This is a genomic window from Paraburkholderia xenovorans, from assembly GCF_046030735.1.
Taxonomy (GTDB): Bacteria; Pseudomonadota; Gammaproteobacteria; order Burkholderiales; family Burkholderiaceae; genus Paraburkholderia; species Paraburkholderia xenovorans_A.
On sequence record NZ_JAQQBV010000008.1, the window covers coordinates 201,985 to 218,016 of the forward strand.

General features: G+C 64.4%; 16 protein-coding genes. 11 read left to right on the top strand and 5 right to left on the bottom strand.

Going from position 1 to position 16,032, the window contains the following annotated elements; translation table 11 throughout:
• The first annotated feature begins 27 nt into the window (after nucleotides 1–27).
• Complete coding sequence (locus tag PQQ51_RS10545) at nucleotides 28–1,086, top strand: ABC transporter ATP-binding protein (protein WP_408496712.1); 1,059 nt, start codon at nucleotides 28–30, stop codon at nucleotides 1,084–1,086.
• Here the strand turns inward: PQQ51_RS10545 and PQQ51_RS10550 are convergent.
• Nucleotides 1,083–1,988: a LysR substrate-binding domain-containing protein gene (locus PQQ51_RS10550; RefSeq protein ID WP_408496713.1), complete on the bottom strand. Its 906-nt coding sequence runs from the start codon at nucleotides 1,986–1,988 to the stop codon at nucleotides 1,083–1,085. The genes PQQ51_RS10545 and PQQ51_RS10550 overlap by 4 nt on opposite strands.
• Before the next feature lie 101 nt (nucleotides 1,989–2,089).
• Here PQQ51_RS10550 and PQQ51_RS10555 point away from each other — a divergent pair, with 101 nt between their 5' ends.
• Nucleotides 2,090–3,010 carry a DMT family transporter gene (locus PQQ51_RS10555; protein WP_408496714.1) on the top strand — a complete coding sequence of 307 codons (921 nt, stop codon included), beginning with the start codon at nucleotides 2,090–2,092 and terminating at the stop codon, nucleotides 3,008–3,010.
• A gap of 473 nt (nucleotides 3,011–3,483) precedes the next feature.
• Nucleotides 3,484–5,622 carry a TonB-dependent receptor gene (locus tag PQQ51_RS10560; protein WP_408496715.1) on the top strand — a complete coding sequence of 713 codons (2,139 nt, stop codon included), beginning with the start codon at nucleotides 3,484–3,486 and terminating at the stop codon, nucleotides 5,620–5,622.
• Between the two features lie 136 nt (nucleotides 5,623–5,758).
• Here the strand turns inward: PQQ51_RS10560 and PQQ51_RS10565 are convergent, their stop codons facing one another.
• A complete protein-coding gene (locus tag PQQ51_RS10565) occupies nucleotides 5,759–7,057 on the bottom strand; it encodes an MFS transporter (RefSeq protein WP_408496716.1) in 1,299 nt (432 codons plus the stop codon).
• 79 nt (nucleotides 7,058–7,136) lie between these two features.
• Here PQQ51_RS10565 and PQQ51_RS10570 point away from each other — a divergent pair, with 79 nt between their 5' ends.
• The 8 genes from PQQ51_RS10570 to mdcH are packed head-to-tail and all read left to right on the top strand — an operon-like array spanning nucleotide 7,137 to nucleotide 14,164.
• Nucleotides 7,137–7,922 (top strand): GntR family transcriptional regulator, encoded by a 786-nt coding sequence (locus PQQ51_RS10570; protein ID WP_408496717.1) that lies wholly within the window; start codon nucleotides 7,137–7,139, stop codon nucleotides 7,920–7,922.
• An 8-nt stretch (nucleotides 7,923–7,930) separates the two neighbouring features.
• On the top strand, nucleotides 7,931–9,592 hold the full coding sequence (mdcA, locus tag PQQ51_RS10575) for a malonate decarboxylase subunit alpha (RefSeq protein ID WP_408496718.1): 1,662 nt from the start codon (nucleotides 7,931–7,933) through the stop codon (nucleotides 9,590–9,592).
• A gap of 2 nt (nucleotides 9,593–9,594) precedes the next feature.
• Nucleotides 9,595–10,581: a triphosphoribosyl-dephospho-CoA synthase gene (locus PQQ51_RS10580; protein ID WP_408496719.1), complete on the top strand. Its 987-nt coding sequence runs from the start codon at nucleotides 9,595–9,597 to the stop codon at nucleotides 10,579–10,581.
• Nucleotides 10,569–10,883: a malonate decarboxylase subunit delta gene (locus PQQ51_RS10585; protein ID WP_408496720.1), complete on the top strand. Its 315-nt coding sequence runs from the start codon at nucleotides 10,569–10,571 to the stop codon at nucleotides 10,881–10,883. Before PQQ51_RS10580 ends, PQQ51_RS10585 begins: the two co-directional genes overlap by 13 nt.
• Nucleotides 10,880–11,728: a biotin-independent malonate decarboxylase subunit beta gene (locus tag PQQ51_RS10590; protein WP_408496721.1), complete on the top strand. Its 849-nt coding sequence runs from the start codon at nucleotides 10,880–10,882 to the stop codon at nucleotides 11,726–11,728. The genes PQQ51_RS10585 and PQQ51_RS10590 overlap by 4 nt, the downstream gene beginning before the upstream one ends.
• Nucleotides 11,725–12,543 carry a biotin-independent malonate decarboxylase subunit gamma gene (mdcE, locus tag PQQ51_RS10595; RefSeq protein ID WP_408496722.1) on the top strand — a complete coding sequence of 273 codons (819 nt, stop codon included), beginning with the start codon at nucleotides 11,725–11,727 and terminating at the stop codon, nucleotides 12,541–12,543. Before PQQ51_RS10590 ends, mdcE begins: the two co-directional genes overlap by 4 nt.
• Nucleotides 12,543–13,232: a malonate decarboxylase holo-ACP synthase gene (locus PQQ51_RS10600; protein ID WP_408496750.1), complete on the top strand. Its 690-nt coding sequence runs from the start codon at nucleotides 12,543–12,545 to the stop codon at nucleotides 13,230–13,232. Before mdcE ends, PQQ51_RS10600 begins: the two co-directional genes overlap by 1 nt.
• Complete coding sequence (gene mdcH, locus PQQ51_RS10605; protein ID WP_408496723.1) at nucleotides 13,232–14,164, top strand: malonate decarboxylase subunit epsilon; 933 nt, start codon at nucleotides 13,232–13,234, stop codon at nucleotides 14,162–14,164. Before PQQ51_RS10600 ends, mdcH begins: the two co-directional genes overlap by 1 nt.
• A 19-nt stretch (nucleotides 14,165–14,183) precedes the next feature.
• Here mdcH and PQQ51_RS10610 read toward each other — a convergent pair whose 3' ends face one another.
• From PQQ51_RS10610 to PQQ51_RS10620, 3 genes are all read right to left on the bottom strand, one after another.
• Complete coding sequence (locus tag PQQ51_RS10610; protein WP_408496724.1) at nucleotides 14,184–14,504, bottom strand: type II toxin-antitoxin system PemK/MazF family toxin; 321 nt, start codon at nucleotides 14,502–14,504, stop codon at nucleotides 14,184–14,186.
• Complete coding sequence (locus PQQ51_RS10615; RefSeq protein ID WP_408496725.1) at nucleotides 14,498–14,746, bottom strand: AbrB/MazE/SpoVT family DNA-binding domain-containing protein; 249 nt, start codon at nucleotides 14,744–14,746, stop codon at nucleotides 14,498–14,500. Before PQQ51_RS10615 ends, PQQ51_RS10610 begins: the two co-directional genes overlap by 7 nt.
• A gap of 133 nt (nucleotides 14,747–14,879) precedes the next feature.
• Entirely contained in the window at nucleotides 14,880–15,821 is a 942-nt protein-coding gene (locus PQQ51_RS10620) for a LysR family transcriptional regulator (protein WP_408496726.1), read from the bottom strand.
• Nucleotides 15,822–16,032 lie beyond the last annotated feature (211 nt).

A 16,032-nucleotide genomic window follows, 5' to 3' on the forward strand; every position in this document is an offset into this window, starting at 1 on the left:
ACGCCCTGCTTTTTCTATCGGATTTTCATGAGCGAACTTCGTATCCGCGGACTGCAAAAATCGTTCGACGGCCATCCGGTGCTGCACGGCATCGATCTGTCCGTCGAACGCGGCACGCTGCTCGCGCTGCTCGGCCCGTCCGGCAGCGGCAAAACCACGTTGCTGCGGCTCCTGTGCGGCTTCGAGCGCGCGGACCGCGGCAGTGTCGAAATCGACGGCCGCATGGTGGCCGGCGACAACCTGCATATCCCGTCCGAACAGCGCCGCATCGGCTATGTGCCGCAGGAAGGCGCGCTGTTTCCGCATCTGTCGGTTGCGGACAATATCGTGTTCGGCCTGCCGCGTACGCAGCGGCGTGCGCGGCATCGCGTGGCCGAGCTGCTGGAACTGGTGGGCCTCACCGCGGACTACGCCGAACGCGCGCCGCAGCAGTTGTCGGGCGGACAACAGCAACGCGTCGCGTTGGCGCGCGCGCTCGCGCCGTCGCCGACGCTGGTGATGCTCGACGAGCCGTTCTCGTCGCTCGACGCCGCGCTGCGGCTCGAAACGCGCCAGGCTGTCGCGAGTGCGCTGGCTGCGGCCGGCGCGACAGCGGTGCTGGTCACGCACGATCAGTCGGAGGCGTTGTCGCTCGGTCATGAGGTCGCCGTGTTGTGGCACGGCAAGCTGATCCAGACGGCGACGCCGGAAACGCTGTACCGGCGGCCGGTGACGCGCGATCTCGCGTCGTTCGTCGGCGAGGCGGTGTTGCTGCCGGGTGTCGTGCGACAAGACCGTGTGAGTTGCGAACTGGGCGAACTGATGTTGAGCGCGCCGATGGGCAACGGCGCCGTCGACGTGATGGTGCGGCCCGAGCAGATCCGCCTCTTGCGCGCCGAAGAAACGCCGGCCGACGGTGCGGCATCGTTTGACGCCATCGTGCGCGAAGTGACCTTCCAGGGGCAGGACGCGGCCGTCGCGCTGCAGTTGCAATCCGGCACGCAGACGCAGCTTCGCGCGCGCGTGCCGGGCTATCTGACGCCGCGTCCCGGCGAGCGCGTGCGGCTGGCAGTGGATGGCGAAGTCACCGCGTATCCGCGGATCTAGACGGCGTGGTTTGTGCCACGGCCTGACTGGGCGTCTCTCGCCGGAGGGCGCACCGACAAATCCTGCACCATCTGCGCAGCCAGATAATCGCAGGTCGGCCGATCCGATTTCGCGCTGCGCGCCACCACGATTTCCAGCGGCGCGATTGTCGGCAAGCCTTGCGCTTCGCCGAGAATCGCGAATCGTGACGGCACGCTGCAACGCGTGAGCGCGATCACCGACAGCCCGGCATCCACCGTTGCCACGAGGCCCATCAGGCTCGCGCTGCTGAACGCCGCGCGATAGCGGATGCGCGCGCCGTCCAGCGCGGCGAGCGTGTGCTGCCGCGCGACACAGCCCGGTTCGTACAGTCCCACCGGCAATGGCGACGCCGCCAGCACCGGCGTATCCTCCGACGCGCCCACCCACACCATCGGTTCGCTGCGCACGAATTCACCGCGCAGTTTGCGGTCGCGCGTGACGAACGCGAGATCGATCTTGTTGTCCGCGAGCATCGGCGCGAGCGACGTGCTCTGCGCGCAGACGATTTCGATCTCCACATGCGGATACAGGTTCGAAAAACGCCGCAATACCGGCGACAGCAACGACGACACGTAATCGTCCGGCGCGCCGAGCACCACGCGCCCGCTCACCTCGGGCCGCACGATCGCGGACCACGCTTCCTCATGCAGCGCCAGCACGCGCCGCGCGTATTCGAGCAGCGTATTGCCGGGCCGCGTGAGCGACAGATTGCGCGTATTGCGGGCGAACAGCGTGGTGCCGAGCATCGTTTCAAGACGCTTGATCTGCATGCTCACCGCTGCCTGCGAGCGATGCACGGTGGTCGAGGCCTTCGTGAAACTGCCCGTGTCCACGACCGCCAGAAAGGTCCGCAGCAAATCGACGTCGAATTCCGGGTGCATGATTTATCAATCCAGTTTATGGAATTTCTCAATTTAATTCGTTTGCCGGTGCCGCGCAAGCCACGCAATACTCGGGCTTTACGATCACGGAGACGCCCGGCATGTCCCTCACCCAACGTCAACAAGGCGCCATCACGCTGGCCAGCGGCGGGCTTCTGATGGGCACGCTCGGCATCTTCGTCGAGGAAGCGCGGCTCGGCGCGCTCACGCTGGTGTTCTTTCGCTGCCTGTTCGGTTTCCTCGCGCTCGCCGCATACTGCGCGTGGAAAGGCTTTTTCACGCGAGCGCATTTCACGCGCCGCACGGTCGCGCTCGCGCTGATTTCAGGTGTGCTGATGGTCACGCAGTGGGTCGGTTTCTTCGACGCGATCCATCGCACCAGCATCGCGGTCGCGACCGTGGTGTTTCACGTGCAGCCGTTCTGGGTCGTACTGATCGGCGCAGCGTTGTTCAACGAGCGGCTCGGCGCCGATCGCCTCGGCTGGATCGCGACCGCGTTCGTCGGGCTGGTGCTGGCCTCCGGTGTCGCGGCCGCCGACAATCTGCAGGGGCATACGAGCTACCTGATCGGTATTGGCGAAGCACTCGTCGGCTCGGTGCTGTATGCGTCCGTCACGTTGATCGCGAAAGGGCTCGGCAATTTGCGTCCGCATCTGCTGACGCTTGCGCAGTGTGCTGTCGGCGTGGTGTGTCTGCCGTTCATCGCGCCGCTGACCGCGCAACATATCGGGCCGATGCAGTGGTTCTGGCTGGTCGGCATGGGCGTGCTGCACACCGGCCTGTCGTACGTGCTGATCTATGGCGCGCTGCCCAAGCTGACCACGCCGATCATCGCAGTGCTGCTGTTCGTGTATCCGCTGACGGCCATCGTGGTCGACGCGCTCGTGTACGGTCGCGCGCTTTCACCGGCGCAACTCGCGGGAATGGTCCTGATCGTCGTGGCGAGTCTCGGCGTGAATCTCGGGTGGCCGTTGTTCTCGATACTGCGTGCCGGAACACGCGCGCGACATCGCACGGATTGAGCCTCGCGCAGCGTCGCTGCGCAACACCTGTGAAGCAATGCGCGATGCGCGTCTTTCATAAGTCAATCAGCTTTCATTTTGCTCACAATAGCCCTTTAAAAAAGGCTTATTTCTCTACATTCCCGCACAAACGAGAATTGTTCTCGCTATAATTTCTAGATATTACAAGCCGGACAACGATCCGGTTTTTGTTTGACCTCCCATCCCCACATCGACATGCCCTCCGAGGCAGCCGATGTCACGTCCGCGCATCACGTGCGCTGACTCGCGGCGCCCCGGCCGTTTCAATTTTTGAATTCATTCGACAGCTACAGGGGAACCCACCGCTACTTTTCGACTGACCGACCACACGGCATCCGCTTTGCCGTGCGTGCGCGCCTGCGCTTTTTGACGCCCGCTTTGTGCGTTCACAGCGCGCGCTTTCGCATCGCTACACAACTCAAACCACCGATTCATCCTCGAAGAACGTCGTCATGAACGTCAACAAAAAAACGTACCACGCACTCTTACTCGCGTCGTCTCTCGCCGGCGCGCGTCCTCTGATGGCGCAGGAAGCGCCGGCCGCCAACGGAGCCGCCGACAACACGCTGCCTGCCATCGCCGTCAAGGCGGGCACCGACCGCTCGTACGACACCACCACGTCCCGCACCGCGACGAAGACCAACATGTCGCTGATGGATGTGCCGCAAACCGTCAACGTCGTGCCGCGCACGCTGCTCGACGAACAGAACGCGAACTCGCTGCAGGACGCGTTGCGCAACGTGCCGGGCATCGGCTTCTCGGTCGGCGACGGCCAGCGCGACCAGATCACGCTGCGCGGCTTCAACAACATCACCGATCAGTACGTGGACGGCATCCGCGACGACGCGCTCTACTATCGCGACCTGTCGAACGTCGAAAGCGTCGACGTGCTGAAAGGACCCGCCGCAGTGCTATATGGCCGCGGTTCGGCCGGCGGCCTGATCAACCGCGTGCTGAAAAAACCGAGCGCCGATCCGCAACAGACGGTGGGCCTCACGCTCGGCACCGAAGGCGAACGGCGTGCCGAGTTCGACGTCGGCGCGAATGCAAACGACGCCGCGCGTTTTCGCCTGACCGGTGCGACCGAAAACTCCAACAGCTTTCGCGACCAGTTCCAGTTGAACCGCCAGGCAATCGCGGGTTCGGGACAGTTCCGTATCGACCGGGACACGACCGTCAATCTCGAGGCCGACTATCTGCACGATCGCCGCACATCGGATCAAGGCTTGCCCGCTTACCTCGGGCGCCCGGTCAACGTGCCGATCAACACGTACTACGGATCGGCCGATGCCGCGAATACGTCGTATAACGACATCGAAGTCAAAAGCGCGACCGCTTCGCTCGATCATCGCTTCAACGATTCGTTGTCGTTCCATGCCGCGGTGCGCGCGTACGACTTCTCGCTCGAACGGAAAAACTACGTCACGTATGAGCCGATCAAGACCGCGGCGAATCCGGTCGTGACGCTCGACCAGAGCACGCGTTTTCGCGACGACCACGGCGTGGACGGCATGTTCGAGCTGACGCAGAAAACCTCGCTGTTCGGCCTGAAGAACGAGTTGTTGTATGGCGTGGAACTGTCGCAGCAACAGAAGTTCGACACGATTTATACGACCACCAAGGTGGCCACCTACAACCTCTTCAATCCGCAACTCGTCGATTTGCCTGGCGTCACGCCGGGCACCCCTGCGAAGACGAACGGCTCGACCGTGCTCGGTCTCGCCGGCGCGTACGCGCAGGACCTGATTTCGCTGACCGAACACTGGAAGGTGCTCGCCGGCCTGCGCTTCGACTATCTGACGCAGACCCGCAACGACTACACGGCCGCGCACGTGAATCTGGATCGCACGGATCGCGCGTGGAGCCCGCGTGTCGGCCTGATTTACGAGCCGCTCGACTGGGTGTCGTTGTACGCGTCGTATAGCCAGTCGTTCACGCCGCTCGCCGACACGCTGATCAGCAGCGGCGTGATCGCCAACGGTTCGACACTCGCGCCGCAAAAAACCACCAGCTACGAAATCGGCTCGAAGTTCGATCTGGGCCGCGCCAATGCGAGCGTCGCGCTGTTCGACATGAAGCAGACCAATCAACAGATCGCCGATCCGACGAATCCGACTTACTCGCTGCCGATCGGCACGCAGCACTCGCGCGGCCTCGAGTTGTCGCTGACCGGCGAGATCGCGCCGAAATGGTCGGTGTACGCGGGCTACACGTATTTGAACGGCGACGTCGACGGTTCCGCGCAGGCGAGTTCAGCCGGCCTGGTTCTGCACGACAACACGCCGGGCCTGATGCCGCGGCACAGCGCAAGCGTGTGGTTGAAGCGCGATCTGGTGTATGGCTTCTACACGGCCGCGGGCGCGCAGTTCCAGTCGGCCCGCTTCGCGTCGGCCAGCGACGCGGTGACGCTGCCTTCTTACGTGACGTTCGGCCTGGGCGCCGGGTATCACGGCAAGAAGATGGACGTCGCGTTGACGCTGGACAACCTGTTCGACCGCAAGTACTACATTTCGGCGCACGGCAACTCGGATATGTACAACATGCCAGGTGCGCCGCGTACGCTGACGGTGTCGGCGCGGTGGCATATGTGAAAGTGCTGAAGGCGTCGAGCTTCTGATAGCGTCGACGCCTTTGAACGACAACCAGGCGAAAACCTGCCGACAACCGGGCGCATTCTGGCGCCCGGTTTTTTTTATGGATCGTAGTGCAACGCCTGAATGACCGGCTTCACTGCGGCAGCACTTCTCCCTTCGTCTCCGGTGCAAACGGAATCACCAGCAGACCGACGACGAACGCGAGCGCCGTCAACGCGACCGGCACGCCGAGCGTATGCATGCGCAGCACGGCCGCGCCGAGCAGAAAGTTGACGCCTGCGCCGACAAACCGTCCGAACGACGTGCAGAACGCGAACGCAGTCGCCCGCACGCGGGTCTCGAACTGCTCCGGCAGCCACAAGCTGAACAACGCGAAATTGCCGCCGAAGAACCCCAGCACGCAAAGCCACGCGATGAACGGCGCGAGTCCGTTCGGCAGATAGAACGCCCAGCCGAAGCTGCCGACGATCGCCACCGCCATCCCGAGGAAGTAAATCGCGAGCGTCTTCTTGCGACCGATGCGCTCGGCGAGCGGCGGCAATGCGAGGCAGCCGAGAATCGTCGCGATCGACAGCAAGCCGGTTGCGATCGACGCGGTTCTGATCGCATCGTTCTTCGCCATGCCGGCCTTCGTCGCGAGTTGAATGACTGCGGACGGCTCATACACCGCGCCCGCCCACAAGCCGATGATCGCGATCGTCAGCAGAATGCACGCGACCCAGGTACGGCGCCGGTAGACCGGTCCGAAAATCTCGCGCAGCGGTTTCACCTTGGCCGCGCCCGCCTCCGCCTTCTGCCACTTCTCGGTTTCCTTCACGCGCAGCAACACCATGATCGCGATGACCACCGGCACCGCGCCGGTCAGGAACATCGCGCGCCAGCCGTAGTGCACACCGATCGTATAGTTGAGCGCCGCGGCCAGAAAGAAGCCCGCGTAATAGCCCGTTTGCAGATAACCGGCGCCCATCTTGCGGCGGTCTTCCGGCCACGACTCGGCGACATAGGTCCCCGCGAGCGCCCATTCGCCGCCGATCCCGACTCCGGCAATGAAACGATAGATGCCGAGTTCCCACACGTTGTGCGAGGTCGCCGCAAGGCCCGTGAAAATCGCGAACGTGAAGATCGTGCCGGCCAGTACCTTGGTGCGGCCGAAGCGATCCGCCAGCGGTCCCCAGATGAACGACAGTCCCCAACCGACGAGAAACAGCGCGAACAGGATCGAACCCGCGAGACCGACATTTGCGGGCGTCGCCGCATAGCCGGAACGCGGCAGCAGTTCGGTCAACGCGGGCGTGAGAACGAGCGCGTAGATGAACGAATCCATCCCGTCGAGCGTCCATCCCGCCCACGCGCCCCAAAAACCCGCGATCTGCGAACGATTGAGCGGCGTGCGCCGCCGTGCGACCGGTGTGCGGTCGGTGAGTGAATTCATCGTGCTCCTCCGATACTACGGTTATCTTTCGGGTACCTTGTGCGCATGACGCGTCTTTTTATATATAATATTCGATACTATGAGCGACGCAATCGATGGTTTTCCCCTGGACGCCCCGGCGCGCAGCCCGTTTCTTCCTGACGCGCTCCCCGCTGCCGCGCCGCGCGAGAGCACGTCCCGTGTGATCGCCGAGGCGCTGCGCGCGGCGATCGTCGAAGGCACGCTGGCGCCTGGCGCGCCGCTGCGGCAGGACGCAATCGCGCGGCATTTCTCCGTCAGCGCGATTCCCGTGCGCGAGGCGTTGCGTCAGCTGGAGAGCGAAGGCTGGGCCAGAGCGGCCGTGAATAAAGGCGCAACTGTCGCGCCGTTGTCGGCGGACGAGGCCCGCGAGATCTACGAGATTCGCTCGGCGCTGGAGAGCCTCGCCATCAGCCTCGCGATTCCCAATCACACCGCCGCCACGTTGCGCGAAGCCGACCGCCTGTGCCGCGCCGCCGAGCGCGAAGCCGATCCGTCGCTGTACGTCGCGCGCAATGTGGCGTTTCATATGAGCCTGTACGCGCCCGCCGCCCGTCCGCAACTTGCAGGCATGATCGACGCGCTGCATAAGCGCGGCGAACGCTACTTGCGGCTCAAGTTCGGCTTGCCGTCGTACAAGGGCGAGTCCGACAGTGAACACGCCGCGCTGCTCGACGCCGTGCAACGCCGCGACATTCCGGCCGCGCAAACGCTGGTCGTCGCGCATTTGCTGGGCACGGGCGATCTGCTGCATCGTTTTCTCACCGAACGCGCGCAGGCCGAAGCCGCGCTTGCGAATCAACCCAAGCCCCGCGCGAGACGCACGCGCACTACCAACGGGAGCTGAATCCGCCGATGAACCAACCCGCCGAAGCGCCTCCCGCCACCCGTTCATGGACCACGCGCCGCGACGAAAAGAACCGTCGCCTCGCGGCCATCGCACCGTGGCTCGAAGACGGCATCCTGCCGTCCCACCGTATCGTCGATGCGCTCGAAACGCTGATCAAACCCGGCGACCGCGTCGCCCTCGAAGGCGACAACCAGAAGCAGGCCGACTTCCTGTCGCGTTCGTTCGCCAAAGTCGATCCGCACAAGATTCATGACGTGCATCTGCTGATTTCGAGCATCGGCCGGCCTGAACATCTGACGCTGTTCGAACGCGGGATCGCGCACAAGGTGGATTTCTCGTTCGCCGGACCGCAAAGTCTGCGCGTCGCGCAATTGCTCGAAGACGGCCAGCTGGAAATCGGCGCGATCTATACGTACGTCGAGTTGTACGCGCGGATGTTCGTCGATCTGACGCCGCACGTTGCGCTGCTCTGCGCGGAGAAGGCCGATCGTCATGGCAATCTGTACACCGGCCCGAACACCGAAGACACGCCCACCATCGCCGAAGCCGCCGCGTTCCGGCATGGCATCGTGATCGTGCAGGTCAACGAGATCGTCGACGAACTGCCGCGCGTCGATATTCCGGGTTCGTGGGTCGACGTGGTCGTACAGGCGGACCGGCCGTTCGCGGTCGAGCCTTTGTTCACGCGCGATCCGCGTCACATCGGCGACCTGCAGGTGCTGACCGCGATGATGGTGATCCGCGGCATCTACGAACCGTACGGCGTGAGCTCGCTGAATCACGGCATCGGCTTCGATACGGCGGCAATCGAATTGCTGCTGCCGACTTATGGCGAATCGCTCGGCCTGAAGGGCAAGATCTGCCGCAACTGGACGCTCAATCCGCATCCGACGATGATCCCCGCGATCGAATCGGGCTGGGTGGACAGCATCCATTGCTTCGGCAGCGAAGTGGGAATGGAGGCGTATATCGAAGCGCGCCCCGACGTGTTCTTCACCGGCAGCGACGGCAGCCTGCGTTCGAACCGCGTGTTCTGCCAACTGGCCGGACAATACGGCGTCGATCTGTTCATCGGCTCGACGTTGCAGATCGATGCGGACGCGAACTCCTCCACCGTCACGCGCGGCCGGCTGGCCGGCTTCGGCGGCGCGCCGAACATGGGCCACGATCCGCGCGGGCGGCGTCATTCGAGCGAAGCGTGGCTCAAGCTGCTGAAAGACACCGGGCCGGTTTCGCGCGGACAGAAACTCGTCGTGCAGATGGCCGAGACCTACAAGAAAGGCGGCGAGCCGACCTTCGTCGACGAACTCGACGCGGTTGCGGTCGGCGCGAAAAGCGGCATGCCGATCGCGCCGGTGATGATCTACGGCGACGACGTGAGCCACGTGGTGACCGAAGAAGGCATCGCGCATTTGCACAAGGCCGAAGGCATCGACGAGCGGCGCGCCGCGCTCGCCGCGGTGGCCGGCGTCACGCCGATCGGTTTGCGCGCGAAGCCCGAAAAAACGGCCGAGTTGCGCCGCCGCGGCATCGTCGCGTATCCGGAAGATCTCGGCATCCGGCGCGGCGAAGCGAAACGTTCGTTGCTGGCTGCACGCAGCATCGACGATCTGGTGACGTGGTCGGGCGGTTTGTACGCGCCGCCGGCGCGCTTCAGGAGCTGGTGATCATGGCGCCCGCGGTGTTGCGGTTGCCCCTGCGGTTGCCCGTGCGCTTGCGCGATGCGTTTGCCGAATCGTTTGCCGAATCGTTTGCCGGACACACGCTTAGTACTCGTATCGCGCCGTCGCCTTCTCCGTTTTCCGATGAACAACTCGCACGCTTCGCCGCATCCGCGCTGATCGAAGAAGCCGAGCTCACGCCGAAGCCCGCACTGGTAGACCGGCGCGGCAGCGGCGCGCATCGCGACCTCGATCTCGCGACCATGCTGCGCTCCGCGCACGCGCTCGAACCGACCTTTGCCGCGCTCGCGCGAGCGGCGCGGCGGCGCGGCGAACCGTCCGCGTTGTTGCGCACTGAACTTGCGCAGATCGGCCGCGCCGGCGAAGCGGACATGTTGAATGCAACCGGCGGCAGCAACGCGCATCGCGGCGCAATCTGGATCGTCGGTTTGCTGGTGGCCGGCGCGGCGCTGCCGGCCGGCGCCAGGTCTGCAAACGCGTCGCACGTCTGCATGCAGGCCGCGCAAATCGCCTGCTTCCCGGACCGCTTCGCCGCGCCCAGCGACAGTCACGGCGAGCGCGCCCGTCAGCGCTATCAGGTGGGCGGCGCACGGCGCGAGGCACAAGACGGTTTTCCGCACGTGATCGACATCGGCTTGCCGGCGCTGCTTGCTGCACGCGCGCGCGGCATAGCCGAAAACGCCGCGCGCGTCGACGCGCTGCTGTCGATCATGGCCTCACTCGACGACACCTGCCTGCTGCATCGCGCCGGCCTGCCCGGCTTGCAGGCCGGACAACAGGGCGCACGCCGCGTGCTGGAAGCCGGCGGTAGTTCCACACCGGAAGGCCGCGCCGCGCTCGCCGCACTCGAACACGATCTGCTGTCGCTCAACGCATCGCCCGGCGGCTCAGCCGATCTGCTCGCCGCCACCCTCTTTCTCGACATGCTGGCGCATCCTGACGCCGGCGGGAGTTCAGTCACATGGAAAATCTGACCTTCGACTATCCGGCGCAACGCGCCGTCACGACCCGCGCGCACGTCGGCGTGGTGGGTTCGGGCGATCTGGAAGTGCTACTGGCGCCGGCCGATAACGGCAGCGCGCTCGGCGCACATGTCGTCGTGCGCACCAGCGTCGACGGCTACAGCCACATCTGGAAAAGCGTGCTCGACCGTTTCTTCACACGCTACGACGGCGCGGTGCAGATCGAAATCAACGACTTCGGCGCGACGCCCGGCGTGGTCGCGTTGCGGCTCGCGGAAGCGGTCGAAGCCGCCGAACAGGGAGACGACGCATGAGTACCGCACCGCTGCTGCGCGACAGCTTCATCGAATTGCCGGCGCGTGAACGCGCCCGCTCGTTGCTGGACGCCGGCACGTTCCGCGAACTGCTCGGCCCGTTCGACAAGATCGAATCGCCGTGGCTGCCGCTGCAAGGCGTCGTCTGCCAGGCCGACGACGGCTGCGTGATCGCACGCGGCACGATCGACGGCGAGCCGGCCGTGATCGCCGCCATCGAGTCCGCGTTTCAGGGCGGCAGCATCGGCGAAGTTTCGGGCAGCAAGATCGCCGCCGCGCTCGAAATGGCGTTGCGCGACTGCGAACGCGGCAAGATCGTGCGCCCCGTCGTGCTGTTCGAAACCGGCGGCGTGCGTTTGCAGGAAGCCAATCTGGGCCTCGCGGTGATCGCCGAAATCCAGGCCGCGATCGTCGCGCTGCGCCGCCATGTGCCGGTGGTCGGCGTGATCGCGGGCATGGTCGGATGCTTCGGCGGCATGTCGCTCGCGGCCGCGCTGTGTTCGTATCTGATCGTCACGAAGCAGGGGCGGCTCGGGATGAACGGCCCCGAAGTGATCGAACAGGAAGCCGGCATCGACGAACTCGATGCCAGCGACCGGCGCCGCGTGTGGCAGTTGATCGGCGGCGAACAGCGCGCCGCGACCGCGCTTGCCGACCAGTTGGTCGACGACGATACCCAAACCCTTCACGCGGCCGTGCGCGCCGCATTCTCGCAAGGTCTGCCGGCTGCGCATCGTAGCGAACAGGTCGATACGTTTTTGAACCGCCTCGCGCAAATCGACCCGGCCGGCGTCACGCCCGAAACGATGCGCGCGGTGTTCAACGCCCGCAAGGAGCCAGCATGAGCGATACCACTCAAAGCCGCGGCGCACGCTGGTTTCGCGCGCTGGCGGGCGTTCCTTCGAGCGCCGCGCCCGTCTGGAGCGGCGACGCCGTGCTCGGCGACGAGACCGCGCGCTTCATCGCGGTCGTGCCCGATCCGGACAACCGCTTTCCGCGCGCGACCGATAACGTCGTCGGCCTTGAACAGGGCTGGCTGCTCGGGCGCGCGGTACGCGAAGCCATTGCCGCGGACGAAGCGAGCGGCACGCGCCGTCCGATCGTCGCGATCGTCGATGTAAAAAGCCAGGCGTACGGCTATCGCGAGGAAATGCTCGGCATTCATCTCGCGTGCGCGGCCGGCGTGGATGCGTATGCCAGCGCGCGCGACGCCGGGCATCCGGTGATCGCGCTGATCGTCGGGCCGGCGATGTCGGGTGCCTTCCTCGCGCACGGCTATCAGGCGAACCGGATTGTCGCGCTCGACGCGCCCGGCACGATGGTTCATGCGATGGGCAAGGAAGCGGCCGCGCGCGTCACGCGCCGCACGGTCGAAGCGCTCGACGAGCTCGGCGAAACCGTCGTGCCGATGTCGTACACGATGACCTCGTTCGCGAAGCTCGGTTTGCTCGATCAGTTGATCGAAGGCGTCGATGCGGATGCGCCGGATGCGGCGCAAGTCGAGCGAGTTCGTCAGGTGCTGCGCGAACAGATCCGCAGCACGCGTGAAGACGGCCGCCGCGATCTGTCGCATCGGCTCGAATCGGCGGCGGCGCAACAGAACCGCGCGGCATCGATCGAAGTGCGGCGGCGTCTCGCGGAACAATGGGACGCCGAGTGATGCAGATTTGCGCGGCGCCCCCGTTCGATTCCGATCGTGCGTCGACCGCCGATACGCGGTGGCGTTCGCACGACTTGCTGCGCTTGCGCCGCTTGCCGCGTTTCGATGGCGAGCCGGACTGGGTGCGTGCGGCCTTCGAGCGGGCGCCGTATGCGGTGGTGAGACGCGCGTTGGCGGCTGACGGGTTCGTCGCGGTGGGATTGCGCGGCACTGAACGGTCGCAGCGGTATGGCACGTGGGTTCATGTGGACGATGTCGAACACGCGGTCGCGCCTGAGGCTCTTCTCGAACAACCACCGCCGCGCGCTGCGTTGCCGGCTTTCGTGGCGCTCTCTGCATTGCGACACGACATGCGCCGCGCAGAGTGGGTAGATCTCGTCTGGGGGCCGACCGGCAGCACCGGCTTCGAACTCGCCACGCGCGTACCGACCGTCTCCGCATCCAGCGATCTCGATCTGCTGATTCGCACACCCGAAAAACTTTCACGCGACGCCGCCGCCCATTTGCTCGACCGGCTTCAAGCGCTCGCGCACCAGGCCGGAATTCGCGTGGACGCGCAGCTTGAAACACCGGCTGGTGGCGTCGCACTGGTTGAATGGGCAGCAGGGAAAACTCGCGTGATGGCGCGCCAGGCTCGCGGCCCACAGTTGATTGCGGATCCGTGGGCACCGGCTCACGGCTATCTCTGATGCTGGCGCTTCTTTTTCCTGGTCAAGGCGCGCAAACCGACGGGTTTCTTCACCGTCTGCCGAAGCGCGAGGTCGTTCAGCACACGCTCGATGAAGCGTCCGAGGTTCTCGGCAACGACGTGCTCACGCTGGACACATCCGACGCGTTGCGCTCCACCGTCGCCGTGCAGATCGGCTTGACGGTCGCCGGCGTAGCGATCGCGCGCGCCTTGGCCGACGAGCAACTCACGCCGGAGATCAGCGCAGGCTTGTCAGTCGGCGCCTATGCGGCCGCGGTGAGCTGTGGCGCGATAGGTTTCGCCGACGCGCTACGCATGGTCCGCAAACGCGCCGAGCTGATGGAGACCGCGTATCCGTCCGGTTACGGCCTGGCAGCCGTGTCCGGTTTGACCGAACACGAGGTGGAAACGTTAGCCGCCCAACATGCTGACGCGAGCAACCAGCGGGTCTATGTCGGCAACGTGAATGCGCCGCGCCAGATCGTCGTGTCAGGCGCCAATGCGGCGCTGGACCGCTTTATCGATCGCGCACTGGCGGCCGGTGCGCGCAAGGCCACGCGGCTTGCGGTCAGCGTGCCGTCGCATGGTGAATTGCTCGCGCAAGCGGCTGATGAATTGGTCGCGTATGCGCAGAACCTCACGTTCAACGCGCCGCACAGCACTTACGTAGGCAATCGCGGCGGCCGCCCGTTGTACACCGCCAACGCCATCCGCGACGACCTCGCGACCAACATGCGCTACACCGTCCGCTGGTTCGACGCGCTGACGGTGATGCAGGAATTGGGCGCGCGCGTGCTGATCGAAGCGCCGCCCGGGCAGGTGCTGACGGATATTGCCCGCGAGAATTTTCCGGACACGAGTGCGCTCGCCGCAAGCACGTTCTCATTCGACAATCTGGTGGCGACGGCGCGCAGGCGGCTTTTGCCGAACTGAGCACCGACACGCCCCTCCCCTACTCGACAAAAATTTCCTGCAGCGTAGACAACGCATCCGACAGCGCGCGATCAGACACCGCGCCGGCGCGCTTCACGAGTCGCGTTTTGTCCACCGTGCGAATCTGATCGAGCAAAATCAAACCTTTTTTTCGCAAGAAAGTGAGTGGCACCCGAAAAGGCGCCGACTGACCACCCGTCGTCATAGGCGCGACGATGACGGTGCGCAGATGATCGTGCAACTCCGGCGGGGAAACGACCACGCAAGGCCGCGTTTTCTGAATCTCACTGCCGACGGTCGGGTCTAGCGCGACGAGCCAGACGTCGCCGCGCGCTACCATTCAAACCCCGCGTCGTCCGAATTCGGAAACTCGCCCATGACCAGCGTGTCGCCTTGGGACGCCGCCAGCGACCGGCTTGCGTCCGCCCACCCCGCGCGTGCTTTTTTCTGAGGACGCCGGATCACCAGCGCGTTGCCTTCAACTTGCATATCCACTTCGTCCTCCAGACCCAACTGGGCCAAAATCGGTTTCGGAATCAGTACGCCGTGGGAATTACCCATTCTGCGGATGGTCGTTTTCATGGCAGCGCCTGTAAGTGAAATGCTAAGCGGTCGACACGCAAAAGTAAACACAATGTTATTACAGTGTAGCATGTCAAATGGCATAGGACGAATGGCCTGTCCCACGCGGTGATTTTCATCGCGCTATCACCGCTCACCTCCGCTCAATCAACTTCCGCCCCATCGCCTTCGCATACCGATCGCACGCGCTGCGCGCCACTTGCGACGCCGCCAGCACACCGACGTCGGCGTCGTCGCGATACACCATCTCGACGTTGATCGGCGGGGGCAGCGGACGCACCTGCAATTGTCCGAGTTCGCCGCTCGCGAGAAACGGCTCGACGAACAGCGCCGGCACCGCTGCAATCCCGTAGCCGTCGCGCAGCAGCTTCACGATCACCGCCACCGAAGGCATGCAGGTCACCTGCGTATCCGCCCACGCCACACCGTTGCGTTTTGCAAGAGCCGCGACAATGCCCTCCACCGCGATTTGCGGCGCAGTGCCGCGGCCGAACGTCAGTACGGGTTTTGCCAGCAACGTCTGCACATGCTTCGCGCGGCTCGCGGGAATCAGATCGCTACGCGCGATCCAGCGCACCGGGTAGCTCGCCAGCAACGTCGACATGATCGACCGATCGGCATCGCCCTGTGTGTCTTCCACCTGAATAACCAGGTCCAGTTCGCCGACGCGCAGTCGCGGCCCGAGGATCGCACTCGAGTCGACACTCAGATCCACGACGATGCGGTTGTACTCGGCATTCAGCATGCGAATGTAGTCCGGCAGCCAGCTATGCACCACCGTTTCGATCACGCCGAGCCGCAGCCGCTTGGTCACCTGCGTTTCGTCCTGCGCAGCCAGTTGCAACGAGCGCGTAGCCTGCACGACGGACCGTGCATGCGCGAGCAATCGTTCGCCGTTCACTGTGAGCTGAAAGTCGGCGGCATCGCGCTCGATCAACTCGACGCCCAACTCCGCTTCGAGCGTCTTGATGCGCAGCGAAATCGCCGCGGGTGTCGCGTGCATCGCGGTTGCGGTCGCGCGAAAACTGCCTAGACGCGCGAGCGTCAGAAACGTTTCGACAAAGCGGGTATTCATTGCGCGAGATCTCCCATAAGTTCTGCCGATGTTCTCTCGAAGTTCTTCTATTAACGACACGACGCATTGAATCATCGCCGTAAATCGCCGCCGGTTCCGTTAAGTTTAATTTAACGAAAAGCAAGAAAAACTCGCTGGATGGATATTTTTGTCGTTACTAATCTGGTTCGTATCAGCTATCTGAAGCTCACCCGAAACTCACCCGGAGTCC